Below are 25,461 nucleotides of genomic sequence, written 5' to 3'. Positions count from 1 at the left end.
AAGAATGGCGGTGGCGCTATTGCGAGCTGATGTCGGCGTTCTCGGCGCTACCGCCTGGCTGGCCATCCTTGCCCATCGAGACGATGTCATATTCGCCCTTGCTGCCGGGAGCACGGTATTGATAGGCATGACCCCACGGGTCGAGCGGCACGGCTTTTTTCAGGTAGGGACCGTTCCAGCGCGTGCCGGCAGCAGGCGGCGCGGCCAGCAGCGCGGCCAAACCCTCTTCCGTGGTGGGATAGCGCCCCACGTCGAGGCGGTAGGTGTCGAGCGATTTTTCAAACGCCTCGATCTGCGCCTTGGCCACTGTTACTTCCGATTTGCCCAATTGGGCGAAATATTTGGGGCCGACATAGGCCGCCAGCAAGCCGATGATCACGATCACGACCAACAGTTCGAGCAAGGTAAAGCCGCGCGCATGGCGCGTTGCCGCAAGGTTCTGCCTGTGTGCTGCATGCATCCGCTAACTCCTTATTGCCTATCTTCAATACATTGCGTCGCTGCGCGCGGCTGATGGCCACGCCCGGGCGACACGCGCTTGCCCGATGCTTATCAGCCTACCATGCCGCTTATGGTTAATACAATCTTTTGTTTGTACTGTGAACAACAAATTTCATGGGAAACCATCCAGTGTGCGCGAAACGGTCGGCGTGCCGCGCGCGCTTGGCTGACTGGTTAATTACTCAACTATTTTCAATGCGGAAACTATCTACTATTGGTTAGCAATTCATAGTGAGTGATGAATTTTATTCATTCATTATTTGTAACTTTCAAATTAAATTTGCAAGAATATCAAACAATGGAATTGCCTCTTTTGCTATAGTAAAAATCAATTTTCTACGTATTGGTCTCAGCCGTCTACGCAGGAAAGAGCACCCAGACGCAAAACATATTGCATCCTACATAATCACCAAGGGAAAATTCATGACTCGTATTGTGCATTCGAAGGCAGCTTTCGCAGCAAGTCCCTTCTCCGCCAAGCAGTTGACTGGCGCCGCCATCCTGACCCTGTCCGCTGTCTGTGCCCCAGCCGCCATCGCGGACGTGATCAATTTTGATAATCTGGATAGCCAGTTCGTCGGCCATGGCGACGCTCTGGAAATCGGAAAATTCCTGCTGACGGGCGCGTCGAATGTCGCCGGCGCCAATTATGGCGATCTGGTCGGCGCGGTGTTCGACGGCACGGATCCGGCCGCCTGCGGCATGGCGTGCCCGAGCAACAATACGAGCAATTACTATGCCTCGCTCAACGACGGCATCGTCTACCTCGATCCACTGAACCCGGGCGGCAGCGTCAGCCTGCAAGGCTTCGACGCCAGCTTCATCGGCTACGCCCAGGGCATCACCTATCCGGCTGTGGCGGGACTGTTACGCGTGCAAGGCTTCTATGCTGACGGGTCTTCCCTGTATGAAACATACCAGCTGGGCGGCCCCATCGGCGGCAACTTCCAGTTCCAGCACTACAACACCAGCGCCAGCTTCGGTAGCCAGCAATTCGCCTCGCTGGCCTTCTTCGGTTTCACTTGCAACACGGCCGGCAGTTGCAACGCCTTCAGCACCAACAAGGGCCAGTTTGCGCTCGACAATATCGTCGCCTCGGTACCTGAGCCATCGACCTACGCGATGCTGCTGCTGGGCCTGGCAGGCATCGGTTTCGCGGCGCGCCGCCGCCAGCAAGCCTGATTTGCCCCTTTCGATTCCCGCTACCGCCACCAGGAAACCCTACATGACATTCCGTCCCGCCTTGCGCCCCATTTCGCTCGCCGTGCTGAGCCTGTTTGCCAGCCTGAGCTTCCAGGCCCACGCCGACGACCTGCGCCGTCCCTACATCGTGCAGCTGACCGACAAACCGATCGCCTCCTACACCGGCTCGGTGGAAGGCCTGGGCGCAACCCAGCCTGCCGCCGGCGGCCGCCTCGACCTGGCCAGCACGCAAGTGCAGCTGTACGGCGACTACCTTGACCAGAAACAGGCACGGGTACAAGCGCTCGTTGCCGCCGCGCCCGTGCAATACCAGTACAAGATCGTCCTCAACGGTTTCTCCGCCCTGCTGACCGACGCCGAAGTGCGCCAATTGCAAGCGAGCGGCGAAGTGGCCAGCATCGCCCCAGACGAACCGCGCACCCTGCAAACGAACTACACGCCAACCTTCCTGGGCCTGGACCAACCGGGCGGCCTGTGGAGCCAGCTGGGCGGCAAGCAGCATGCGGGCGAAGACATCATCATCGGCATCGTCGATGGCGGTGTGTGGCCGGAAAACCTGTCGTATGCGGACAAGGTCGACGCCAACGGCACCCCGACCTTCGACCCCAACGCAACCCTGGCATACGGCACGGCGCCGGCCGCCTGGAAGGGCAGCTGCCAAGCGGGCGAAGGCTTTACGCAAGAGCACTGCAATAACAAGCTGCTTGGCGCGCAATACTTCAACGCCGTGCGCCTGACCGAGACCGACAAGATCCAGCACTGGAGCGAATTCACCTCGCCGCGCGACTCCGTTGGCGACCCCAGCGGTGAAGGCGGCCACGGCACGCACACCTCGTCCACCGCGGGCGGCAATGCGGGCGTGCCAGTCATCGTAGGCGGCGCGCCGCTGGGCGCGATTTCCGGCGTGGCGCCACGCGCCCGCCTGTCCGTCTACAAGGTGTGCTGGTCCTACAACCTGGCCACCCAGCCGACCGGCGCGAAAAACAGCTGCTACGGCGGCGACAGCGTGGCGGCAATTGAAAAAGCCGTGCAGGATGGCGTACACGTGATCAATTACTCGATCAGCGGTGGCGGCAGCGTCAACGACCCGGTCGAGCAAGCCTTCCTGCATGCCTCGAATGCCGGCGTTTTCGTTGCCGCTTCGGCCGGCAACGCGGGACCGGCGAATACGGTGGCCCACGTCAGCCCGTGGATCACCACGGTGGCCGCCTCGACACACAACCGCGCCAACCAGGCCAAGGTGACCTTGGGCAACGGCGCCAGCTACACGGGTGCCTCGCTCAACTACAACCCGCTGCCAGCGACAACCTTGATCCGCGCGCAAGACGCGGGCCTGCCTGGCGCTGATGCGCAAAAACTGGCGCTGTGCTACCGCGCCGGCGACAACGGCGGCGTGGCCTTGCTGGATCCGGCCAAGGTCGCAGGCAAGGTCGTCAGCTGCCTGCGCGGCACCACGGCGCGCACCGACAAGGGCGTCGCCGTGCTGCAAGCGGGCGGTGCCGGCATGGTGTTGGTTGACACGGGCGTGGGCCTGGTATCCGACCCGCACGTGCTGCCGGCCGTGCACGTGAGCGCTGCAGATGGCGCGCTGATCAACGCCCAAGCACAAACTGGCGTGGCCACGGCGGCCATTTCGCGCTTCGTCACCAATGGCAACGGCCCCGCCGCGCCCGTGGTGGCCGACTTCTCGTCGCGCGGCCCGAACCTGTTCGATGCCAACCTGCTCAAGCCCGACGTCACGGCGCCTGGCGTGGACATCCTGGCCGGCGGCTCGCCTGCCCTGTCGCGCGCGCAGCGCGATGCCGTGCAGGATGGCAGCCTGGTGCCGGCGCAAGCCTACATCTTCCTGCAAGGCACCTCGATGGCCAGCCCGCATGTGGCCGGCCTGGCCGCCCTGCTGCGCCAGCAGCATCCTGACTGGAGCCCGGCCGCCATCAAATCGGCCCTGATGACCACCGGCAGCACCACCCTGCCCGACATCCAGGCAGGCGACGCGCGCGGCATCTTGCCATGGGGCCAGGGCGCCGGCCACGTGACGCCGAACAAAGCCACCGATCCGGGCCTCGTATATGACGCCAGCCTGGCTGACTACAAGAAATACATGTGCGGCGTCGGCATGACAGCTGAATGTGCGGGCGGCACCATTGCCGGCTACAACCTGAACGTGCCGTCCATCACCATCGGCAACGTGCTGGGCACGCAAACGGTGACGCGCCGCGTCACCAATGTGGGCAGCAGCAGCGCCACCTACACGGCCAGCGCCTCGGTCAGCGGTTACAGCGTGGCGGTGACGCCTGCCACCCTGGTACTGGCAGCGGGCGAAACCAAGTCCTTCAGCGTGACCCTGACGCGCACCACGGCGCCGGACAACGCCTGGCAGTACGGCGCGCTCGTGTGGAGCGACGGCGTGCACACAGTACGCAGCCCCGTCACGGCCCGCTCGGGCCGCGCGGTGCAGTCGCCGGCATTGCTGCAGGCCGACAAGGTCAGCGGCTTGCGTTCGCTGACCTTGTCCACCGGCTTTGCCGGCAAGGTCGGCGCGGCGACGGGCGGCCTGAAGGAAGTGGCCCGCAGCGCGCAAACCATCAGCCAGGCCGCGCCGGGCAGCGTGGAAACGCTGGCGCAGATGGCCACCGCCTGCAAGGCGGGTGGCAGCGGCGTGCGCGTGGTCAATGTGAGCATTCCCGCCAACACGGTGGTGGCGCGCTTCGAAACCTTCGACCGCGATACCAGCGAAGGCGCCGGCAATGACCTCGACTTGCTGCTACTCAACAGCGCTGGCGCGACCGTCGCCACCTCGGCCACGGCCGGCTCGAACGAGGCTATCACCGTGACCACCCCGGCGGCAGGCAGCTACAAGGTGTGCGTGATCGGCTACGAGCTGGCGAATGGCGCGTCGACCGGCTTCGGCCTGTCGTCGGCCGTCGTCACCACAGCCGACAAGGGCGGCAACCTGAAAGCCACGCTGCCAGGCAAGGTGTACGTGGGCGGCAGCGCCACGGCCGGCATCAGCTGGTCGGGGCTGGAAACGGGCAAGCGCTACCTGGGCGGCGTGGTCTTCCTTGATGGCAACAACGCCGCGGCGTCCACCACCGTACTGTCGGTGGAAACCAACAGCCCGTTGCCGTTGGCCGTCCCCAGCCTGCGCAACGTGAGAGCGGACGCCAAGCTGTAACGATATCGCTTCAAGCCGTAACACGGCGCGCCCTGCGGGGCGCGTTTTTTATGCGCGAGGCGCGTACAATCGGCGCATGGGCGGCTTGCATACGCCACGCGCCAAAGGAGCTTGCATGTCCGCATTTCGCCTCAGTATTGCCATCCTGGCCGGCATGGCCAGCATCCATGCACGGCCTGTCACGGCGCAGGCCGCTGCGGCGCGACTGTCCTATCTGGTGCAATTGCGCGCCCCACCGCTGGCCTCGCAAGCGGACGGCGTGCATGGGCTCGATACGAACAGCGACGCCACGCGGCGCTACACGGCCCAGTTGGAAGCGCAGCAGCGCGCCGTGCTGGCGCTGGTGCCGGACGCTACCGTGCAGTACCGCTACACAGTGACCTTCAACGGTTTTGCCGCCATGCTGACACGAGCCGAAGTGGCGCGCCTGCAAGCGAGCCCGGACGTGGCAAGGGTGTCGCTCGGCACCGTCGAACACACGCAAGATGTCGGCGGCAATGGCAATGAAACGATGCAGGCCGGGCCGCAGGACCAGCGCTAATGGCTGAGCAGGCGCAGCGCGATGCCGCGCGACACGGCCTGCATGCGGTTGCTCACGCCCAATAATTTGTAAATGCGCTGCAAATGGCTTTTCACGGTGGCGCCGCTGATGCCGAGGATTTGCCCGACCTCGTCATTGCTCTTCCCCTCGCGTACCCAATGCAGCACTTCCAGTTCGCGCGCACTGGCTGCGCGCCTGGCGCCCGGACCGGCCAGGGGCGCACGCTGGCTGCCTTGCAGCGCCAGCCAGTACACATGTAGATACGGCAGCAGCAATTCCAGCGCGTAGGCCTGGCGCGCTGCATCCACGCCCCCCATGGAGAAGAGGGCAAAAAAGCTGCCACCAGCCTCACCCACGCAGCCATGCACCAGCACGCTATCGATGACGGCCGCCTGCCGCCCGCCCGCGCGCCAGGCCAGCACCAGGCGCGCCAGCTGTCCATGGCGCTGGCGCAGCTGTGCGTGATCAGGCACGATACTGTGCCACGCTTCGCTGCGCAGCACGGCCCCGTCGACGCCCAGCTGCGCGCACATTAATATGTCGTGCGGCAACAGCGTTTGCAACGGCCCCTGGCTCCACAGAAAGAAATCGCCGGGCACGCCAATGCCATGCGCACCAAGTATGGCGTGCAGCAGGTATTCCTGTTCCCGCCCCGTCAGCAGCATCATGCGCACACGGCGGTATCGGTGGCATCGGTTGCCAGGTAGCGATAGCCGCTACCGCGCACGGTTACGATGCGGTGGCCGCAGCCGCCTGGCTGCAGCGCCTGCCGCAAGCGTCCCACGTGGGCGTCGACCGTGCGCTCGTCGAGATAGGCGGCGTGACCCCACACCTGGTCCAGAAGTTGCGCGCGGCTATGCACCGTGTCCGGATGGTCCATCAAAAAATGCAGCAGCTTGAATTCCACGCGGCCCAGGTTAACGGGCACGCTGCCGGCCGTCACGCGCTGGGTGCGCGGATCGAGCCGCAAGGCGCTAGCGCCAGCCGTGCCAGCGCGCAAGGCCGCTGGCGCGCGCCGGCGCAGCAACGCATGCACGCGGGCCAGCATTTCACGGGGACCGACAGGTTTACACAGATAATCGTCGGCACCGCTTTCCAGCGCCAGCACCTTGTCTTGCTCGCTGTCGCGCGCACTGACCATGATGATGGGCAAGTTGCACAGCACCTCATCCTGGCGCAGCTGGCGCAGCAGTGCGATGCCGGACGCATCCGGCAGCTCCCACTCCAGCAGCAGCACATCGGGCGGATCGGCCGCCAGCAGCGCCAGCGCACCGCGCGCGTCCAGGGCACAACTGACCCGGTAGCCCGCACCCACGAGGTTATGCGCCAGCAACGCCTGCATGACGGGCGCAGGGTCCAGCACCAGGATATGGCCAGGCATCGATGCATCTCCGGAAAAAAGTTGGCGGCAGTCCAGGAAAAACTAGACTGCTCGACACTTTTTAATATGCATCAAGCGTAAAACGCTGGCTAATACAATTTAGTTTCCTGATTTATAGCTATTTCAAATAAATAGACGAAAAAAAACACAGCGCCCCGCAGGCACGCTGTGTCCTGGCTAGAAAGACTATGCGCGTGTGAAAGGCTGGCGACGGCGCAGGGCAAAACCGATCAGCGCCAGGCCACCCGTCAGCATCATCCATTCCGACGCTTCCGGCACGGCCGAGATCGTTGCTATGCTGGCGTAGGTGCTGCCCGTAATGCTGGCGGGCAAGCCGCCGTTGAGCGGGGTCAGTTCGAATTGCAGCAAGTTGCCATTCGCATTGCCCAGGTAAGCCGTGCCGGTGTAGTCGAGCAAGCCCACGCCAAACGTCGTGCCTGCGTTGCCGGCCGTGTTCAGGAAGTCGCCGCCAAAGACAACGTTGAATCCGAATTTGCCGCCCAGGGTCACGTTGTGAAACCAGTCGTTGTAGGCGCCGCTATTGCCGAAGGTCAAGGTACCGGGCAAGCTGCCACTGACGTTGCCGTCCTGTGATGCCAGCGCGCCAAATGCGCCCGAGAAATTGCTGAGCACGGCACTGGCGCCAGGTGCAGGACTGTTGCCGGCGATAAAGGCAAAATCGAGGAAACCGGCGCCCGAAAACTGGCTGGTGTCGATTTCCACGCGGTAGGCGAGCGGGTCCGCCAGCGCCAGGCTGCTGCTGGCGGCGAGCACGGCGGCCAGCACGGCACGGCGCAGGGTCAGGTTGAGGTTCTGTGCAAACATGGTCGTATCCTTAGAAGTTGCCGGCAAAGATGCTGGCGGAATAATTGATCGTCACTTTCGACGGATTGGTGAAACTGACGGCAAACGAGGCTGTCGCGCCAGGCGCCAGGCTGGCGGCGTTGACGGTGACATACGCGGCGCCCGCACGGCTGCCAGTGGCATTGGCCAGGGTCACGCCGGCCGGCAAGCCGCCGAACACGACCTGGAACGGGCCGCTGATGGCCGCCGTGCCCGTGTTCGTGAAGGCGAACGTGCCCGTGTACTTTTGCGTCGCGCGGTTGAACGTCAGGCCTGAGCTGGCAGTCGAGACGGCAGCCGTGATGTCGCGGTAGGCGGGTTGCAAGTCCAGGCTGATGACGACGGGGTCGTGGTCCGAGGCGCGATAGGGCAAGGCGTTGTACAAGTCTTGCGGTTTGGCCGAGTCGATGTTGTAGTCGATCACTTCCGGCTCGTCCGCATTGACATGCCACTCGGCCACGCCGGCTACTTGCGGGCTCAGCGAAGCGCTGGCCAGCGCATGGTCGAGGTAGCCGCTCTGGCCGCCGAATACGTACGAGTACGGCATGCCGGATGGCCGCACGAAACGCTCGAGTTCATTGACGAAGCCGGCGCCCGTGATGACCTGGATCGGATCTTCCGCGCCATACGAATTGAGGTCGCCGATGACCAGCACGTCCGCGTCGCCGGCAGCGGCCGCCACCTGGGGCACGAAGCTGCCCACCAGGCGCTGGGCTTGCCGTACGCGGGTGGCGTTCCAGCAGCTCTGGCTATCGTTCTGATCAGCGTCCAGCCCGCTCGACGGGCAACTGCCCTTCGATTTCAAGTGATTGACGACCAGCGAGAATTTCTCGCCATTGGCAGCGCGGAAAGTTTGCGCCATGGGAGGACGGTTGTTGACGGCGTTGGCGTCCGACAAGGCGCCGCCCACCAGGCCCAGCTTGGATGGCTTGTAGATCATGGCCACGCGGATGGCGTCCGTGCCCGTAGCGGCCGGTTTCGGCACCACGGCATACGTGACGCCGCCGATGGCAGCGTTGAGCTGCTCGACCAGGTAAGTGACGGCCGTCTCGCCATTGTTCTGGATTTCCATCAAGCCCACCACGTCGGCGTCGATGGCTTTCAGCTCGGCCACGATCTTGTCGCGCTGGCGCACGAACTCGGCCAGGTTGTCGGCGCCGCGGCAGTTCGACTTGGTGGTCGAGGCGCCCACGGTGCAGCCCTGCCCCGTCTGGCCAAAGATATTGTTGCCATTAGTAAAGGTCGTAAAGAAATTCAACACGTTGGCGCTGGCTACCTTGACATTGCCTGATGGCAGTTCCGGGCTGCCCATGCGCGGGTTGTCGCGCGAGAATTGCGGCGTCTGCGTCGGCTGCAATTTATATGCGGCCCCGCCACCGCCGATGGCGCCAAAGTCCACCACGCCCGTCAGGTCGGCCAGCGTATCGCCGCTGCGCACGGTGTTATCCTGGCCGATGTACGGTATCGTTGCCGGAGCAACAAAGATGCCATCATCGAGCACGATCAGGTTGTTCGCATTGGCGGCGATCAAGGCTTGCGCCTCGGCGGAGCTAGCCGGATGGCGGTTGGTCGGCACTTCGCGCCGTCCCGCCGACAGGCTCAATTCGCCGCGCGCGCCCAGGTAGGCGTTTTGCGACACGGTCAACGGTTGCGTGAAGCGCACCAGCATGCCTTCCACGGCGGCCAGCTTGTCGTTCGGCAAGGTCACATTCGTGGGCACGATGCTGTGGCCCGCGCTTTGCGTGAGGATGGCCGTCACGTCCTTCAATTCCGTATAGGAATTTTTCGCGCCCGAGGGCGTGTATTCGACCACCGTGCCCGTCACACGCACCAGCTCGCCCGGCTGCACGGTGGTAGCCGTCGCGCCCGTGTACACAAAAATACCGTCCGACGTGGACGGATCGCCATCGCCGGCCGCATCCTGGATAAAGAAGCCGGTGCCCACTTTCAGCGTCACCACGCCCTGCGTCGTTTGCACGGAATTGGCGTACGGGCTAGCCGCGCCCGCTCCCTGGATTTGCGGAATCGTGTGGCTGACGGCGGCCAGGCCTTGCACGGCGACATCGATCTTGCAGCTGGCACTTTGCTGCTGGTCGTTGCTGAAGTTCACGACGACAGGATAAATACCCACCGGCACGCCGGCAGCCACCAGCAGGCTCACGCTGGCGCTCTCGCCCGCAACGCCGGCGGCGCTGAAATTGGCCAGGCTGATGCCGGCCACGGCCGGCGAGCTCAAGGTAGAGGAATTCACCATGCCATCGACATCGGCGGCGCGCAGCACGGCGCTGCCGCCATTGCCTACGGCCAAAGCCAGGTTGGCCGGGCAGCTGGTAATGATCTGGTGCACCACGGGGCCGCCACAGACATTCAGCGGCGAAGCCGTATTGCGCGGCGTCACGCTGCCGCTGGCAAAGTCGGCGCCATTGTCGTCCGTATCGCCGCAGCCGCCATTCGCGCGCAAGATCGATACCGTATTCGACGGCGCGGGCGCTACGCTGCCTTCGAAGCCGTTGGCCGTGCCGAAACCGACCAGGTCGACGACGGCGGTGCCCGTTGGCGCCGCTCCCACTTGCGCCGTCTTGCTATTGCTCAGCAACACTTTGCCCGTCGTGCCCGACATGGTCAGGCCGCCCGTGGCGTCCGGCGCAGGCAAGTCCAGCGTGCCGCCCGTACCCTTGGCTTGCTGGACCAGCAAATACTGGCCAGGTTGCAAATCGATAGCCGGCAAGGCCGTGACGGCCCAGCTCGTTCCGCCGGCCGCGCCGTATTGCACGCTCCAATTGCTCAGGTTCACGGCGCTGGCGCCGCGGTTGAACAGTTCGATGAAATCGTTGCGATACAACGCGCCGTTATTGCCGCCACCGCCATATACCTGGCTGATGACGATATCGGAAGCAGCCAGAGCCGGCACGGAGAGACTGGCCAGCAGGGTGGCCATGACGGTCAGGCGCAGCGGCGTGCGCAAGGGGGAAAACGAGGTGTGCATGAGAATCCCGGTCGGTAAATAAATGACGCCGGTCCCACATGATCGGCCGGCGCGCCACAATTAACAAAAGTATTTCAGACTTGTTATTTGCATATTAAAGGCATGGGATGACGACTTGATGACATTTGATTAAGCCGAATGGAGTAAAAGTCCATCCTCTCATCCTTCATGCAAGTAGCCAATCAACAACATTTGACTTTCGAACTTCAGCAAGAACAGCAAATTGCTCAAAAATATGATATATTTCTATTAAATAAGTTTTATTCCTTGCAAGTTTGCAAAGCTTGCCCAGTCAGTAGCAACACGCCAGTAAATAGTTATGCAAAGGGCCCAGTCCACGCCCTGCGCCACGCATAATTCGATGCGCTATTTGAATGTACTGCTAATTTTATTGCGTCGAGACCATGGAGCGCACAGCGCCCTGTCGGCATGAAAAACCCTAGCGAGATCAAACCATGAAAAAATTCACCCCCTCCCTCCACCTATCCCTGCTGGCCATTGCCGCCACCCTGGTATTGAGCGCAGGTTCCGCGGCTGCGCAAACAGCGGCTCCAGCCGCTGCGGACAACAAACGCTGCGAAGCAAACGATGCCGGCACCAATGGCAATGCCAGTGAGGCGGACATGAACAGCACATATAGCGCTTGCCGTTTGGCAAATGGTGCCATCGGCATGGGTTGGCGAACCAACGACGGCAAAGGATCCACGCCTGAGTTCAGTGGTGAGGAATCTTCGCAAGTATTGCGCAAGCCGCATTTCGACAGTCGCGGCCATGATTTGAGCCAGTTCGATACGGATTCCCGCACTCGCACCAAGGGCCTGGGAAGAGGCGTCAAGCAAGATGGTTTTAACTATAGTTCGGGTACGCGCGATTTTGTTGCGCAGGCAAGACTGGAACCGTTTAGCGGCGGCGAAGGCTATCGTGGTATGGGACGGGCGATGCCGGAGCAGTATGCGCCACTGCTGACGTCCTCCGACACGGCCCTTCCCGCGGCAGCTGGCGGCGGTGGCGTTGGCTCCGGTGGTGCTGGTGGTGGCATCGAAGGCCGTGGCATTACTCCCAACACCATATTGCCGCCGGTACTGGCCGTTCCTGAACCGGAAACCTATGCCATGCTGCTGGCCGGCCTGGGAATGGTGACCTTCATGGGACGCCGAAAACGCACTGCTAAAACCTAATAAAAAAGGTTCATCGCGGTTTACCGGGGAACGCATTCTTGATTTTGAGGAAGAAATAGGCTGAGTCCCGGAAGCCGTAGGCCATCCGTTTGATGACTTTAATGCGGTTGTTGATGTCCTCCAGGATGGACGAATTCATCGGATAGATTGCCGAAGCCAAAATGCCACGCAGGTATTTGCGTAGTCGTTTGGCGAACTGGATGACCGGCGTAATCTGGCTATCAAGTGCCAGCCTTAGCCAGCGCTTCCAACGGCGCGCGCCTTCTCGAACGGACGACGCATACCAGAGTTCCTTGAGTTCGGTCTTCAGTAGGTAGACTGTGGCCAAGGGGGTGTTCGCAGCGAGCAGTTCGTCCAGTTCGACGGCGCGTTCGTTGTCCAAGTTGTCACGATTGCGCAGCAGCAGCCAGCGGCTGCGCTTGATCACCTGACGGGCTTTGGGATCGGCGCGTAACGCATTGGCCTGATCCACCCTGACCCTGTCAACGACCTCACGTCCGAAGCGTGCCACGACATGGAACAAGTCGTAGGCGACTTCGGCGTTACGGCAGTGCTGGCGTACCTCGAGATCCATGGCCGTGTTCATATCCATTGCCACTGCTTCGATCCGGCTGCAGCCCTCCGCTCCCAGTGCTTCGAAGAAGGGCCGGATCGCTGCCCGGCTATTCCCCTCGCCAACCCACAGTACGCGCCTGCGTTGCGCGTCCAGCATGACCGTGGCGTAGCGGACCTCTTGTGCAGAGCGAATTCATCCATGACAAGGCGCATGACCTCTGGTGCCTTGAACTCACCATGTAATTGCTGGAGGCGTTGCAGGTCGATGGCCTTAATCGTATGCCAATGCAGACCGGTCAGCTTGGCCACATGCGCAATGGGCAGCAGTTGCACCAACGCCTCAACCCAGGTGCGTACACGGTGGGTGATACGCGAACGGGGCTCCAGCCAGGCGATATGCTCAGCGACCCGGGCCCCACAATGATGACAGTCGAGGCGGCGGATCGGCACCTTGAGCCAAACTCACCTGTCTAAAATATCGCGCTCACGCACGCGACGCCAACGCCAGCGCCGCTCTTGGAGCAAGACGCAAGGTTTGCGGCAGAAACCGCACAGCGCATCGGCGCCGGGAGCGGCGGGGAGAGTAATTTGCAGCGAACCATCGTCTAGTTCAACGACGGAATCGACAACATGCCCTTCCCAGAATGGAAGGGACAACATAGCAGTGAGCATTGAGCATGGCGGCGAAGGTGGCAAGGTAAATTGTTTTGATTGGCGACAACTAATTTACCAATTCAAAACCCTCACCGCCACCTCTTCGGCAAAAACGTCAAGCCCGTCTTCCCCCACGAACCGCGATGAACCTTTTTTTATGCCTGCATCAACATGATGCTAACGACGCCGGAGCGCTGCATACGGCGCCGCCAAGGGATCGCCGATAAACAATCCCTGCGCGGGCCACGCCACACTACCCCAATACGCTTCCAGCGCCGTCATACCTGTCAGGTAGCGCCGCAACAACACCGTCGGATTGGGAAACTTTTGCCAGTAATTGCACGGCTCGCTGACGGTGCCATAGCTGGCCGTGGCGCCCGCCTCCAGCCAGCGCTGGCTGCTCATTTGCGCCGTCCCCTGCAGATCGCCACCAAACGATGTCAGATGATCGGCCAGGGCGCCAGGCAGGAAGCGCAAGGTGTCGAGCTTGGCGACCTTGGCCATGCCGGTCTGGTAAACCATGATGTCCTGCGCGCCATCGAGTACATCGGCCTTCAAGTTCTTGACCGTCAGCTTGCGCTGGCGCACGATCCCGGCAGGCGGAAAAAAGGCGGCACGGCTGTTGCGCGCATTTTCGCTGGTGGTCAGATAATACGCGCTGGCGGCGGGCACGGAAAAACCGCTGACTGTCCCACGATCCACCACGGCCTTGGCCTCTTCCACGAAATCGATGGGCAACAGCATGGACAGGCGCATGCCCATCTGCGTAAATGGTTGCGGCACATTGCTATTGAAATAGATACTGGGCTTGCCGGCGTCACACGTCTTCGCGCATTGCCCCGCATCGTAGCCCAGGGTATAAGCGGAAGTGATGGAATTGCATTCGACCGCGTACGGCGCGCTCCACACCATCAGCACGGCCTGGATATGGGGCTTCAATTGCGCGTCGATACGCTTCTTCAACTGCGCGAACTGATCCACGCTGAGCTTGCGCGGGCGATTCGGGATATTCACGTGCACAACGTTTGCAGGAGGAATACCGTGCGCCTGGCGGTAATATTCGCCCACCGCGATGCTGTTCGGTTCGGCGTCATTAATCACGACAGCCAATTGCAGCGCATTCAATCCTGGCGGCATGGAGGGCGCGTCGGCATGTGCGATGCCGGCAGCCAGCGCCAGCGAAAGGAAGAGAGATTTATGCAAGGTCAGTATCGTCGTTGAGGAAGATCGAAGCAGCCATGCCGCAGTCACCCACTGTGTGTGACGATTATAGCCCCGCGTTAGCCAGCGACAAAAAAAAACGGAGGCCGCAGCCTCCGTTCCATGTACAGAATCTTTTATCTTCAGGCTTGCAGCTTGCGGCGGCGTGCCATGAAACCGAGCAAACCCAGGCCCGCTAGCAGCATGCCGTAGGTTTCCGGTTCAGGCACCGGCGTGACAGCCAGGATGCCGCTATAGCTGCCGCCAGTTGGCGAGGCCACATAGCCGTCAATTTGCAGGAAGTAATTGCCAGCAGCCAAAGGCGTGGAACCGGACTGCAGCGACCATGCCTGGTCTTGCGCCGAGAAGTTGATCAGGTCAAGGGCGCCATGAAACAGAATGCCGCTGGCATTGCCCAGGCTGAAACCGGTCAGGGTAAGGCCAGAGTTGGCGCTCGGCTTGAGCGACGTCGCCAGTGCGCTCAGGTCGTTAAAACCCGTCACGTTGAACGTGAATTTGTCGCTGAAAAAGTTATTGCCCGCGCCGGCCAGCTGGCCTGGTGCCAGCGAAAACGAGCCCAGCAGCTCGCTGCTGGAATAATCGAGCAAGTCTTGCGTCAGATCCACCGTCGCGTGACTGATGTCAACCGGCGCAGCATGGGCTGCCAGGCTGCTGCCGGCAAACATGGCGGCCACAAACAGGGATTTCAGGAATTTTTTCATACTTTTCACCAAGATAACTGCAACTGGCTCATGCCAGTTGCGGGATGGAAACGCAAACGAGGATACCAATCAGCCAGGCCAGGCTCAAGCCGCCTTCTGGCGACGACGTGCCATGAAGCCCAGCAGGCCCAAGCCCGCCAGCAACATCGCATACGTACCTGGCTCAGGCACGGCCGATACCAGACTACCGTTCGCACTGAAAGCCGCGCCCGTATTCGACACCACGTTGCCGCTGACTTTCAAATAATAGGAACCGGCCGCCAGATTCGCATACGACAGGGTCCATTTGTCATCGATGCCGGTCAGTAGTTGATCACCGCCCAGCAGCAAGGTATTGCCGACGCTGCTGTACAAGCCAAAACCCGTCAGGTTCAGGCCATTCTTCGCACTGCTGCTGCGCGCAGAAAGCACCACACTCAGGTCGTTGGCCTTGCTCACGTTAAATGCAAACAGGTCATTGAAAAAATTGCTTTTTTGATTATTTTTAAACTTGTCGCCGAAGGTCAGCGAACCGCCCGCTGCCAGATTGACGGCGCCAGGCGTGGAGCTGATGTCGACGGGCGCGGCAAAGGCTGCCTGCGCGAACAAAGCTGAGCTGGCAAAGGCCAGCGCAGCCAGCACCGAATACGTATTTTTCTTCATGCGATTCCACCGAGCGTGATTGTGGATGCGCTTGCATCCACATGAGTTATCTGATCAAACCAGGCAGAATCATAGCATAAAGCAATTCTTTGTGTTAACTATTGTTTAATAAAAAGTTACTTTATAGCATCATTCTTGAAGCCAATAGTTTCACTGTGCGGATATCGTGAAACCGCACATCAGGCGCGCTGATAGACATCCTCCAGGCGCACAATATCGTCTTCGCCCAGATAACTTCCCGACTGCACTTCGATCAAATGTAGCGGCAGCTTGCCCGGGTTTTCCAGCCGGTGGGTCATACCGATCGGGATATACGTCGATTCATTTTCCGTCAGCAAGGTCACCTTCTCACCGCAGGTGACGCTGGCCGTGCCGCTGACCACCACCCAGTGCTCGGCGCGGTGGTGGTGCATCTGCAGCGACAGCTTGCCGCCCGGATTGACCGTGATACGCTTGACCTGGAAGCGCTCGCCGATATCGATGCCTTCATAGCTGCCCCACGGGCGGTACACCTTGCGGTGCTGCACGTGTTCGCTGCGCCCCGCCTGCTTCAAGTGATCGACCACTTGTTTGACGCGCTGCACCTGGTCCTTGTGCGCCACCAGGATGGCGTCGTCCGTTTCCACCACGATCAGATCCTGCACGCCCAGCATGGCCACCATGCGGCGTTCGGCGCGCACCAGGCAATTGCTCACGCCATCGAGATACACGTCGCCGCGCACCACGTTGCCGTTGGCGTCCCCCTGCTGCACTTCCCACAGGGCCGACCAGGAACCGACATCGCTCCAGCCGATGGCGGCCGGCAGCACCACCGCATGCGCCGTATGCTCCATGACGGCATAGTCGATCGAATCGGACGGGCAGGCGGCGAAGGCTTTCTCTTCCAGGCGGCAGAAATCGAGGTCGCGGTAACCGTCGCGCACGGCCGCCTCGCTGGCGGCCAGCATGGCCGGCTGGAATTGCCCCAGCTCACCCAGAAAGCGTTCGGCGCGGAACAGGAACATGCCGCTGTTCCAGAAATAATTACCGGCGGCCAGAAACGACTGCGCCGTGGCCAGGTCCGGCTTTTCCACGAAACGCTCGACCTTGCAGCCCACAGCATCCGGGCTCACGGGCGCGCCGCTGCGAATGTAGCCATAGCCAGTTTCCGGCGCCGTCGGCACGATGCCGAAGGTGGCCAGCGCGCCATCGGCCGCCAGCAGCGCCGCCTGGGCGATGGCCTGGTGAAACGCGGCCACATCGGTAATGACATGGTCGGCCGGCAAGACCAGCATCAGCGCCTGCGGGTCGATGGCCAGCAGGTAGTGCGCGGCCACGGCCACGGCCGGCGCCGTGTTGCGCCCCACCGGTTCAAGCAAGATGCCCAGCGGCGGCAAGCCGATCTCGCGCAGTTGCTCGGCCACCATGAAGCGGTGCTCATTGCCGCACACCACCAGCGGCGGCATGACGTCGAAACCGGCCAGTCCGCTATCGCCGGCACGGCGGTTGGACAGGCTGGTCACGCGCAGCGCCGTTTCCTGCAGCATGGTCTTGTCCGTTACCAGCGGCAACAGTTGCTTGGGCAGCACGGCGCGCGACAGCGGCCATAAACGGGTGCCCGAACCGCCGGACAGGATAACTGGGTAAATTTTCATGGCTTCACTTCACAAACAGTTTATTGAGGAGCATGCACGCTCGACACTATAATCCTTCAGGCGATCCGCAGGCCGCCCAGCACGCCGCGCACGGCGCGGTTGTACGGCGCTATCCGCCGCCATCCTTGCTCAAGGTCACCGGCGCGGCGGGCGCGGCAGCGGGAAACAGGCGCGCATACGCGGCCAGCAGCTTGGGCGCTTCATATTCCCACTCCAGCTCATTGATCACGCGATGACGACCGAACGCCCCCATCTGCTCGCGGCGGGCCGGATCGTCCAGCAATTCGACGATCTTGCGCGCCATGTCGATGGGGTCGTTCTTCAAGGCATACAGCGATGCCTGCTGTGCGGAAACCTTGCCCTCGACCAAGTCGAACTGCACGATAGGCTTGCCCAGGGCCATGTATTCCATGATCTTGTTCATGGTCGACTTATCGTTCATCTCGTTCGCCACGTCCGGGTTCACGCACACGTCCGAGGTGTTGAGCATTTCCAGCAATTGCTGGTCCGGCACGCGTCCCGTAAAGGTCACGTAGTCGGAGATGCCCATGTCCTGCGCCATCTGCTTCATCTGTTCGAGCGAGGTGCCGCCGCCCACCAGGCCGAAGTGCACGTCCTCGCGCTGCAAGGTCTGCACGATGTATTGCGCCGCCTGCAGCAGCAGGTCGATGCCTTCCTGCGCGCCCATCACGCCCACGTAGCCGACCAGGTAGGCGCGGCCCTTCTTGAGTGCCGGCACGGGCGGCAGCACGCGCAAACGGTCCAGCTTGGGTCCGCTACGCACCACGTAGACATCCTCGGGCTTCATGCCGCCCCGCTCGATGGCGATCTTCTTGTACGACTCGTTGGTGGCGATCGACACGTCGGCGCTCTGGAACGACCAGCGTTCGAACAGCACCATCAGTTTATAAAAGAAATCGCGCCGGCCAAACTTCGCTTCGTACAGCTCCGGATTGATGTCATGGTGGTCGAACAGGAAACGCTTGCCCATCGTCAACTTGAAGAAGCCGCCGATGAGGAACAGCAGATCGGGCGGATTGCAGGCGTGGATGACGTCGAAACCGCGCGCGAAATGCACTTTCCACGCCAGGCGGAAAGTGTGGAACAGCGCCAGCGAATATTCCACCAGATAGCCCTTGGCCCCTTCCGCTTCCAGCGGCAGGTGGTAGCGGTAGATATGGATGCCGTCGATGGCTTCGTAGCGCGATTCGTAACCTTTGCCCGTGGGACAGATGATCGACACTTCGTAACCATTCGCATGCAGGGTAGTCGCTTCCTGCCAGACGCGCCGGTCGAACGGCGACGGCAAGTTTTCCACCAGGATCAGCACGCGGCGTGGCGCACCTGCCACCTTGTTACCAGCAGATGCCGTCATATTGCTCTCCACTTTGTTCCTTGCTGATGCGCACCAGGTCGACGATGTGCTGGTGCGGCTGCAGGCTGGCGGGCACGGTCTTGAATTCGGCCGCGCCATTGCCGATGACGATGGTGTCGGCAAAATCGAGCACGTCCTGCATGTTCGTCACCATCAGCTTGGAAATGTGCGGAATGTGGTTGAGGATGTAATCCTGGTTGGCGCCTGTCAGGGCGGCCAGGTTGACGTTCTTGTCGTACAGTTTCAGCTCGTAACCCTTGCCCAGCAGATACTCGATCACATCGACCAGCGGCGACTCGCGCAAGTCGTCCGTGCCTGCCTTGAACGAGAAGCCCAGGATGCCCACCTTGCGCGCGCCCTTGTCAACGATCATCTTGATGCCCTTTTCCACTTGCCGCTGGTTCGACGGCAGGATGGAGTTGAGCAAAGGCAAATCGAGGTCCAGGCTGCGCGCCTTGTAGGTCAGCGCACGCACGTCTTTCGGCAGGCAGGAGCCGCCAAAGGCAAAGCCCGGCTTCATGTAGTAGGGCGACAGGTTCAGCTTGGTGTCCTGGCAGAAGATTTCCATCACCTTGTGGCCATCGATGCCGACGGCCTTGCAGATATTGCCGATTTCATTGGCGAACGCCACTTTCACTGCGTGCCAGGTGTTGTCGGTGTACTTGACCATCTCGGCCGTCTCGACGTCCGTACGCACCAGCGGCGCATCCATCTTTTCATACAACTGCACCAGCAGCGCGCCGGCCTTTTCATCGGATTCGCCGATGACCGTCTTCGGCGGGTTGTAGTAATCGTAGACCGCCGTGCCTTCGCGCAGGAATTCCGGATTGTTGCACACGCCGAAATCAACGCCGGCCACCTTGCCCGAGGCCGCTTCCAGCGTCGGAATGACCAGCGAACGCATGGAGCCGGGCAGCATGGTCGAGCGCGCCACAACGACGTGGAAGCTGTCCTTCTCGGCGATGGCGGCGCCGATTTCCTGGCACACCTTGCGCACGTGGCTCAGGTCCAGATTGCCATTCAGCTGAGAAGGCGTGCCCACGCAGATGAGCGACATGTCCGAGCCAAAGACGGCGTCGCGCACGTCGAAGGTGGCGCGCAAGTGGCCGCTCTTCACGGTGGCGGCGATCATCTCGCCGATATCTTTTTCGATGATGGGCGTGGTGCCCTGGTTAATCAGTTCCACCTTGGTCCTGTTCGGATCGACACCGATCACTTCATGTCCATCCGTTGCCAGGCAACCGGCCGATACTGCACCCACATAGCCGAGGCCAAAAATACTGATTTTCAAAATATGCTCCCTCAATAATTAGCTGGCGACGCAAACGGCATCAGCTCGATTCGCGTCACGATTTCAGTTGTGCCATGCACCTGCACGCGCCAGGCAACGCTGGCAATGGGCAATTTCTCGTCGAAGCGACGCGATATCCAGCCACCGGGCGGGGTGTCGCTACCGCGCAACACTTCCGGGATACCGTGCGTGCACATCATGCGCAAGCCATTACGTTGCCCCCGCACCTGCACTTGCCCATCTACCAGGCTCACATCACAGCTCTCGCCGAACTGCCAATGCAAGGCAATATCATGTACATTTGTACATTGTAATATGTCTTTTACAACAATGCATTTATTATTAAAGTTGAACTCGATACGACGCCGGTGCAGCACGGGATCGGCCAGGCGGCCATAGCCATCGTGTTCGCCCTCAAAAACTTGCACTTCGGAATTCGTTTCATGAGCAATCATGCGCGCGTTGGCTTTTTTCAGCCACATGAAATTGCCACCGATTTCAGACTGGTCCAGGCCATCGACGGCTATCGTGTTGTGCGCGGGCGTGCTGCGAAAGTAGTCACGCCATTTTTTTTGCGTGTGATAGGCATAGGTACCGGGATCGATCAGCAATTCCTCGCCACCCACCGAGAGGGTAAATGCCAGCGCATCGGCATGTCCATGCGCAGCGATGGAAAGATAGCCGAGCGGTGCGCAGTCCGCCACCAGGCGCACCTCGTCCGGCGTGCCGAAATGACTACCCAGCAGAAAGTAACCGCCTTCGGGAAAGGCCAGTACGGGCGCCTCGGGCAAGCCGCCATTGAGCGCCTGCCAATGTTGCAAGCCCGCCACACCGAACAGCCAGCGGTTCTTGTCGTCAAAATGGCTGGCCTTGCGCTTGAAGTCGGCGCGGCCAAACAGCACGGCGCAGCTGGCCAGCAGCGAGCGGTAGCGATGCCAGCCATCCTCGTGCGCCAGACGCACCATCTGCGCATCGTCAGCATCACCCGTCATCGGCACGTTGCCGTCCACGTCCATCAGCGCCGCGATGAACTCAGCCAGGCGCTCCAGGCGCTGCAAGTACGCCATGGAAAAGCCCGCACCGTTGGCCTGACCGATCCTCTGGCACAGCAACATCATGTCCATCACCTCATGCTGATAATAGACGGCTTGCTCGCGGTTCACGCCATCTGGCGTATTTTGCTTGAGCGCCTCCTCTTCCAGCCCCTTGCGCGCCAGCGCCTGCCATCTCGTACTTTCCGGCCAGCAAGGCCACACAGTACTGGCTACAAACAAGCCCATGTATTCGCCAAACAAATGGTTGTTCGCTGACGAGTGGCGCGAAAAATAACCTGAAATAAAGTGACTATGCTGGTAGATGGCGGTGAGCCATTGCTGCAAGAAACGCTGCCCCGCTTCGCCCTGAAACAACGGCGACGCAAGGCCGCCCAGCAATTCCCAGGCGCAGGCCCAGTTCAGCAGGCGCAGCGCCAGCTCAAGTGAACTGGTCCAATGCACGCCCATCGGATACGGGCATTGCTCGAACCACGATTGCAGCAAAGTACGCGCACCGTCAGCGTAGCGCTGCTCGCCCGTCACTTTCCATGCCTGCGCCAGCGCCACCAGTTCCAGGTGTCGGTTCGGTTCCCACAAGTATTTGATATCACCAACCACTTTTTCGCTGCGGTAATCGATCTGTTTGCCCAGGGTCACCGGCGCCACGGTACCTGTTTTCGGATCGCGGTTCCATTGCGGCGGGAAACCCAGTTCCGCACCAAGCAAGGCGAAGACATTCCAGCGGCCCGCCAGCACGGCATCGGCTGCGGCGCGCAAGGCCACGCTATCGGTATCGCGGCCATCGCCAGCCAGGAAAGGCTGGCCCATACGCGTCAATTGCGGCGCAGGCACGCGGCGCAGCAAGCCGATGCCAAGTTTGCTGGCTTTTTTTTGCAGCAATTGCTGCACGCGCCAGGCAACTTCGGGCGCGCCCATCAATTTCAAGCGGTTGATTTTCCATGCTAACGATGTCATACAGCACTCAACCCCAAGTCGTTATAAATTTGCTCCAGGCGCGGCATGACCGCCGCCGTGGAAAACTGACGCTCCACCTTGCTGCGCCCCGCGGCGCCCATTCTTTGCGCCAGCGCGTCGTCGGACAGCAAGCGTGCGATCCGCTCAGCAAGCCCATTGACGTCGCCGGGGGCGAGCAGATATCCCTCCACCCCATCTTGTATTGCCTCGGGAATGCCACCGATCGCCGTAGCAATCACGGGCACGCCACAGGCCATCGCCTCCAGTATGCTCATCGGCAAGCCTTCAAAATACGAAGGCAAGACGTAGATGCGGCAACTATTGAGCAGGCGCGTCTTTTGCTCGCCTTGTACCCAGCCCAGCAAGTCGACGTGCCGCGCCACCCCCAGCGCATCGGCTTGTTGCTGCACGGCGCTACGGTCGCCATCTCCACCTAACGCCAGGTGCAGCGATGGACAACGTTGCGTCAGTTCGGCGCATGCCTGCAGCAGGTCATATACGCCCTTTGCCTGACCTAGTTTACCCAGGAACAACACGCTTCCAGCTTGCCGTGCAGACCATGGTGTGACAATAGGCGGCAACGACATCGGATTGAACATGATCTCGACATGCGGATTGCGGCTCATGCCGCGCACCCAGGCCTGCCAGCCGCTCGACAGTACCAGCACGCGCGACGCATGATTGAAAATGTAGCGGATATATGCGCGCCGCAACGGACCGCACTGCCGCTCATAAAAAGCGGCAAAGCCGCCGCCATGCAAGTGCAGGATGCTGGGAACGCGGCACAGGAAGGCAAGCAGGAAAAAGCCCGACTTGCGCCAGAAGCTCGCGTGCGAGGCGACATGCACGTGAATCAGGCCTACCTGTCCGGTCAGCAGCATGCCCAGGAAGCGCGCATAGGCGCAGAACATGATGCGCAGCTTGGCCACGGGCCCGCCATCACAATGCGTGGCCAGGTAATGCACGCGATAGCGCTCGAACAGGCCCGCGCTCTCGTAGACGCGCGCCACGGCAGCAATGCCGCCCATGGTGTTCAGGCTGGTGCCGACCATCAGAATTTTTTTCATGTCGAATCCGGTAATTTATCATTGTCCGCCAGCCGGTGGGGCCCTACCGCACATGGCCATGCCACTCGGCACTAGCTAGCTGCGTGGGCACTCGTCTCATTGACCACCCAACGGAATTTCCCCGCCGCCGTATTGGGCAAGTCCGCCTTCAGCACCACATTCACACTGACGCCGGAATCGACCATGGTGTGGATATTGTCGAGCAGCTTGAGCTTGTCGCTATCGGAAAAGGCGGGGCCAGGCAGCAGACGCACTTCCCAGCGCGCAGTACCCACTTGCGCCACTTGCGACTTGAGGATGTTATCGACACCTTTGAAGGCGAACGTCAGCACCGATGGACTGATCACTGCACCGCTGCTGCCGGTGATGATGTCCTCAAATTTGCCGGTAACGGGCTCGATCATGGGAAAGGGCCTGCCGCAATCACAGCGACCGGGCTTCCAGCGCGTCCGGTCGCTGAGCCGGTAACGCAGCAGCGGCATGGCCAGATTATGAAAGGTCGTTCCCACCACGAAGCCTTCCCCGTCGGTCGGCTCGCCATGCTCGTCCAGGATTTCAACATGGGAATAATCACTGTTCAAGTGCATGTTTCCGTGTTCGCATTCGGTGGCGAACGCCACGCGCTCCGCCATGCCATACATATCCATGATGGTGGCGTCCAGGCGTTGGACGATCAATGCGCGCTGATGCGGATACAGCGGTTCCGATGCTGTAAACACATACGGTATGGATAGCCGGCGCCCCCGCCGCTGCAAGAAACCGGCCAACGTATAGGCTGTCGATGGATAGGCTTGCAACATGGCCGGCGCCGCCTGTTCCAGGCGGTCAATGATCGCATCGGCATGCGCCTCGGTCAGGTGCCGCGACGAGAGCAACAACTGGCGGTTATAGCGGTTCCAGAACCAGAATGGCGGTCTGGTCTGGTTGATCCCCGCCACCATGTCGCCACGCAAGGTTGCGCGCGTCACCTGGGGCGTGTAGCCGGACCAGCTCCAGTGGCGCTGGATAAAGGCGTTTTCCATCAACACAGACTGCATGCTGCGAAAAATCGTCAACGGCGTGCCGGTCGTGCCACTGGTCTGCCCAGCCGCCTGCCACGGGCGTTTGTGGCCCAGATGCGGGTACAGCGCCGCGCGGTGCGCCAGCAGGGTCGCCTTGTCGATCACGGGAAAATGCTCGCGCAATACCTGTGCCGCATTGGCTGGCGTAAAACCGCTTGGCATGGCCGCGTAATGAGGCAGCGTTCGTATCGCGTGCTGCATGCTTGCATGCAGGCGCAGCTGAGAATAGTGCGTCAACTCGTCGACGCTCATGCGCTCATGTGCAGCGAGACGGTCCATGGCACGCCGCAACAAAAAATTATCGCGCAACATGGCTCGCATGCCGAAACGCAGTTCGTTCTTGATTGAAGACATATTCACAGTGGCTCCCGCAACGGGGTGTCCGATAGGAGTGGAATGGAAAGCATCAGAGCAGCAGGAAACGATGTATTTCCTCACCTGGACTGCCGACCTTGGCCAGGCGGGACTCCGCCTGTACGATCGCATCGCTCAATGCTTTCCGAAATGTGGCGTCCTCGACGGCACGCTCGAGGGTCGCGCGCATGGCCTCGACATCATCATGCGGGACGAATCCTGGATAATCGCTGCCCAGATATGCTTCGATCGCCTCATGCCACGTCGCCACCAGCGGTTTGCGGTTGCGCAACACCCGCAACAGCACGCTTTGCCCGCATGCCTCACCCTGGCTTTTCAAGGGCATGGCAACCACGCGGCTGGCGGCAAGCAGACTCTCGAACTGCGCCTCCGGCAAATCGCGGTGCAGGGTAACACGCGACTGCTCCGGCACGGCGATGTGATTGCGTTCTGCAGCCACCACCACCAGCGGGGCATTGACGCCCGCCATGGCCTGCAACAACAAGTCATAGTCGCGATTGGAATAACCGCCGGCGAACACATAGTCGCCCTCGACCGCCGCCGCAGCGCCGCCAAAACCATAGAGTTCCTGCCGCCACAGGTGAAAATGCACGTCTTGCGGCGCCATGCCGACGGCCTTGATCAAATTATCCCCCTCCCCTTTCGAGAAGGCGACAAAGCCCATCCCGGGGAAGCGCAGCGCGCGCCAAAGCAGATTCAGACAACGGCGCGCCCGCACCGAATGGACGAAACACGCCATCACCAGCAGCTTGCGCGGACGCTTCACGAGGCCGCACCGTATCATCGCCAGGATGGGTAGCGCCTGCCAACCGATCAGAAGCACGATATCGTCGCTGCCCCAAAGCTTGCGCACACCCCACAGCTTGGGCGACACCATGGCAGACAGGATTGACAGTTTTCCGCGAAACGACGAACCACGGCCACGATCCGGCCCCATGTTACTGACGTGACCCCCCTGCTGCTGCAGATAGGCGACAACGTCCTGGTAGCCGCCAGCTTGGGAAAGGATTATTTGAATCATCAGAAAATATTTTCAAAAAAACATTATCACATAGCATAGCGACATCG

Annotated in this window: 19 protein-coding genes and 1 pseudogene; 4 read left to right on the top strand and 16 right to left on the bottom strand. The window is 61.1% G+C overall.

The window, feature by feature from the left end; all coding sequences use genetic code 11:
• Positions 1 to 16 precede the first annotated feature (16 nt).
• Positions 17 to 460, bottom strand: coding sequence for a type II secretion system major pseudopilin GspG (gene gspG, locus ACQ4W7_RS19555; RefSeq protein ID WP_426072812.1), 444 nt, complete (start codon positions 458 to 460; stop codon positions 17 to 19).
• 464 nt (positions 461 to 924) lie between these two features.
• Between gspG and ACQ4W7_RS19550 the strand changes: the two genes are divergently transcribed.
• The 3 genes from ACQ4W7_RS19550 (at position 925) to ACQ4W7_RS19540 (ending at position 5,420) form a co-directional block, all read left to right on the top strand.
• A complete protein-coding gene (locus ACQ4W7_RS19550) occupies positions 925 to 1,683 on the top strand; it encodes an NF038120 family PEP-CTERM protein (RefSeq protein ID WP_426072811.1) in 759 nt (252 codons plus the stop codon).
• Positions 1,684 to 1,726: 43 nt separating this feature from the next.
• Entirely contained in the window at positions 1,727 to 4,879 is a 3,153-nt protein-coding gene (locus ACQ4W7_RS19545; protein ID WP_436532617.1) for a S8 family peptidase, read from the top strand.
• 115 nt (positions 4,880 to 4,994) lie between these two features.
• A complete protein-coding gene (locus tag ACQ4W7_RS19540; RefSeq protein ID WP_426072809.1) occupies positions 4,995 to 5,420 on the top strand; it encodes a protease inhibitor I9 family protein in 426 nt (141 codons plus the stop codon).
• On the opposite strand, the gene ACQ4W7_RS19535 is transcribed toward ACQ4W7_RS19540, so the two are convergent.
• From ACQ4W7_RS19535 to ACQ4W7_RS19520, 4 genes are all read right to left on the bottom strand, one after another.
• Positions 5,417 to 6,088: a LuxR C-terminal-related transcriptional regulator gene (locus tag ACQ4W7_RS19535; protein WP_426072808.1), complete on the bottom strand. Its 672-nt coding sequence runs from the start codon at positions 6,086 to 6,088 to the stop codon at positions 5,417 to 5,419. The genes ACQ4W7_RS19540 and ACQ4W7_RS19535 overlap by 4 nt on opposite strands.
• Entirely contained in the window at positions 6,085 to 6,801 is a 717-nt protein-coding gene (locus ACQ4W7_RS19530; RefSeq protein WP_426072807.1) for a winged helix-turn-helix domain-containing protein, read from the bottom strand. Before ACQ4W7_RS19530 ends, ACQ4W7_RS19535 begins: the two co-directional genes overlap by 4 nt.
• Before the next feature lie 186 nt (positions 6,802 to 6,987).
• Positions 6,988 to 7,626 (bottom strand): NF038129 family PEP-CTERM protein, encoded by a 639-nt coding sequence (locus tag ACQ4W7_RS19525; RefSeq protein WP_426072806.1) that lies wholly within the window; start codon positions 7,624 to 7,626, stop codon positions 6,988 to 6,990.
• A gap of 10 nt (positions 7,627 to 7,636) precedes the next feature.
• Positions 7,637 to 10,630 carry an ExeM/NucH family extracellular endonuclease gene (locus ACQ4W7_RS19520; RefSeq protein ID WP_436532613.1) on the bottom strand — a complete coding sequence of 998 codons (2,994 nt, stop codon included), beginning with the start codon at positions 10,628 to 10,630 and terminating at the stop codon, positions 7,637 to 7,639.
• 455 nt (positions 10,631 to 11,085) lie between these two features.
• Here ACQ4W7_RS19520 and ACQ4W7_RS19515 point away from each other — a divergent pair, with 455 nt between their 5' ends.
• Positions 11,086 to 11,808 (top strand): PEP-CTERM sorting domain-containing protein, encoded by a 723-nt coding sequence (locus ACQ4W7_RS19515; protein WP_436532611.1) that lies wholly within the window; start codon positions 11,086 to 11,088, stop codon positions 11,806 to 11,808.
• A 10-nt stretch (positions 11,809 to 11,818) separates the two neighbouring features.
• Here ACQ4W7_RS19515 and ACQ4W7_RS19510 read toward each other — a convergent pair.
• The 11 genes and pseudogenes from ACQ4W7_RS19510 to ACQ4W7_RS19460 form a co-directional block, all read right to left on the bottom strand.
• Positions 11,819 to 13,023, bottom strand: a pseudogene (locus ACQ4W7_RS19510) (ISL3 family transposase).
• Positions 13,024 to 13,194: 171 nt separating this feature from the next.
• Positions 13,195 to 14,226, bottom strand: coding sequence for a TIGR03790 family protein (locus ACQ4W7_RS19505; RefSeq protein WP_426072859.1), 1,032 nt, complete (start codon positions 14,224 to 14,226; stop codon positions 13,195 to 13,197).
• Positions 14,227 to 14,360: 134 nt separating this feature from the next.
• The gene (locus tag ACQ4W7_RS19500; RefSeq protein WP_426072803.1) at positions 14,361 to 14,939 is read right to left on the bottom strand and encodes an FxDxF family PEP-CTERM protein; all 579 of its coding nucleotides are present in this window, start codon (positions 14,937 to 14,939) and stop codon (positions 14,361 to 14,363) included.
• An 84-nt stretch (positions 14,940 to 15,023) separates the two neighbouring features.
• A complete protein-coding gene (locus ACQ4W7_RS19495; protein WP_426072802.1) occupies positions 15,024 to 15,581 on the bottom strand; it encodes an FxDxF family PEP-CTERM protein in 558 nt (185 codons plus the stop codon).
• 179 nt (positions 15,582 to 15,760) lie between these two features.
• Entirely contained in the window at positions 15,761 to 17,215 is a 1,455-nt protein-coding gene (locus ACQ4W7_RS19490; RefSeq protein ID WP_426072801.1) for a mannose-1-phosphate guanylyltransferase/mannose-6-phosphate isomerase, read from the bottom strand.
• 109 nt (positions 17,216 to 17,324) lie between these two features.
• Positions 17,325 to 18,590, bottom strand: a complete 1,266-nt coding sequence (locus tag ACQ4W7_RS19485) for a glycosyltransferase family 4 protein (RefSeq protein WP_426072800.1) — start codon at positions 18,588 to 18,590, stop codon at positions 17,325 to 17,327.
• Positions 18,571 to 19,881 carry a nucleotide sugar dehydrogenase gene (locus ACQ4W7_RS19480; protein WP_436532608.1) on the bottom strand — a complete coding sequence of 437 codons (1,311 nt, stop codon included), beginning with the start codon at positions 19,879 to 19,881 and terminating at the stop codon, positions 18,571 to 18,573. Before ACQ4W7_RS19480 ends, ACQ4W7_RS19485 begins: the two co-directional genes overlap by 20 nt.
• A gap of 11 nt (positions 19,882 to 19,892) precedes the next feature.
• A complete protein-coding gene (locus ACQ4W7_RS19475) occupies positions 19,893 to 21,890 on the bottom strand; it encodes a heparinase II/III family protein (protein WP_436532606.1) in 1,998 nt (665 codons plus the stop codon).
• On the bottom strand, positions 21,887 to 22,957 hold the full coding sequence (locus ACQ4W7_RS19470; protein ID WP_426072797.1) for a glycosyltransferase family 4 protein: 1,071 nt from the start codon (positions 22,955 to 22,957) through the stop codon (positions 21,887 to 21,889). Before ACQ4W7_RS19470 ends, ACQ4W7_RS19475 begins: the two co-directional genes overlap by 4 nt.
• Before the next feature lie 71 nt (positions 22,958 to 23,028).
• Positions 23,029 to 24,372, bottom strand: coding sequence for a phenylacetate--CoA ligase family protein (locus ACQ4W7_RS19465; protein WP_495542747.1), 1,344 nt, complete (start codon positions 24,370 to 24,372; stop codon positions 23,029 to 23,031).
• Between the two features lie 52 nt (positions 24,373 to 24,424).
• Positions 24,425 to 25,414 carry a glycosyltransferase family protein gene (locus ACQ4W7_RS19460; RefSeq protein ID WP_426072795.1) on the bottom strand — a complete coding sequence of 330 codons (990 nt, stop codon included), beginning with the start codon at positions 25,412 to 25,414 and terminating at the stop codon, positions 24,425 to 24,427.
• Positions 25,415 to 25,461 lie beyond the last annotated feature (47 nt).

It is taken from the genome of Janthinobacterium algoris, from assembly GCF_051380935.1.
Classification (GTDB): domain Bacteria; phylum Pseudomonadota; class Gammaproteobacteria; order Burkholderiales; family Burkholderiaceae_D; genus Janthinobacterium.
Note: the sequence above shows the minus strand (reverse complement) of the source record. Positions and strands in the feature narration are given on the sequence as shown.

Bases quoted from the DNA above. Each gene is read 5' to 3' on its own strand.
- gspG (WP_426072812.1), bottom strand. From the start codon at position 460: ATGCATGCAGCACACAGGCAGAACCTTGCGGCAACGCGCCATGCGCGC.
- ACQ4W7_RS19550 (WP_426072811.1), top strand. From the start codon at position 925: ATGACTCGTATTGTGCATTCGAAGGCAGCTTTCGCAGCAAGTCCCTTC.
- ACQ4W7_RS19545 (WP_436532617.1), top strand. From the start codon at position 1,727: ATGACATTCCGTCCCGCCTTGCGCCCCATTTCGCTCGCCGTGCTGAGC.
- ACQ4W7_RS19540 (WP_426072809.1), top strand. From the start codon at position 4,995: ATGTCCGCATTTCGCCTCAGTATTGCCATCCTGGCCGGCATGGCCAGC.
- ACQ4W7_RS19535 (WP_426072808.1), bottom strand. From the start codon at position 6,088: ATGATGCTGCTGACGGGGCGGGAACAGGAATACCTGCTGCACGCCATA.
- ACQ4W7_RS19530 (WP_426072807.1), bottom strand. From the start codon at position 6,801: ATGCCTGGCCATATCCTGGTGCTGGACCCTGCGCCCGTCATGCAGGCG.
- ACQ4W7_RS19525 (WP_426072806.1), bottom strand. From the start codon at position 7,626: ATGTTTGCACAGAACCTCAACCTGACCCTGCGCCGTGCCGTGCTGGCC.
- ACQ4W7_RS19520 (WP_436532613.1), bottom strand. From the start codon at position 10,630: ATGCACACCTCGTTTTCCCCCTTGCGCACGCCGCTGCGCCTGACCGTC.
- ACQ4W7_RS19515 (WP_436532611.1), top strand. From the start codon at position 11,086: ATGAAAAAATTCACCCCCTCCCTCCACCTATCCCTGCTGGCCATTGCC.
- ACQ4W7_RS19500 (WP_426072803.1), bottom strand. From the start codon at position 14,939: ATGAAAAAATTCCTGAAATCCCTGTTTGTGGCCGCCATGTTTGCCGGC.
- ACQ4W7_RS19495 (WP_426072802.1), bottom strand. From the start codon at position 15,581: ATGAAGAAAAATACGTATTCGGTGCTGGCTGCGCTGGCCTTTGCCAGC.
- ACQ4W7_RS19490 (WP_426072801.1), bottom strand. From the start codon at position 17,215: ATGAAAATTTACCCAGTTATCCTGTCCGGCGGTTCGGGCACCCGTTTA.
- ACQ4W7_RS19485 (WP_426072800.1), bottom strand. From the start codon at position 18,590: ATGACGGCATCTGCTGGTAACAAGGTGGCAGGTGCGCCACGCCGCGTG.
- ACQ4W7_RS19475 (WP_436532606.1), bottom strand. From the start codon at position 21,890: ATGACATCGTTAGCATGGAAAATCAACCGCTTGAAATTGATGGGCGCG.
- ACQ4W7_RS19470 (WP_426072797.1), bottom strand. From the start codon at position 22,957: ATGAAAAAAATTCTGATGGTCGGCACCAGCCTGAACACCATGGGCGGC.
- ACQ4W7_RS19465 (WP_495542747.1), bottom strand. From the start codon at position 24,372: ATGTCTTCAATCAAGAACGAACTGCGTTTCGGCATGCGAGCCATGTTG.
- ACQ4W7_RS19460 (WP_426072795.1), bottom strand. From the start codon at position 25,414: ATGATTCAAATAATCCTTTCCCAAGCTGGCGGCTACCAGGACGTTGTC.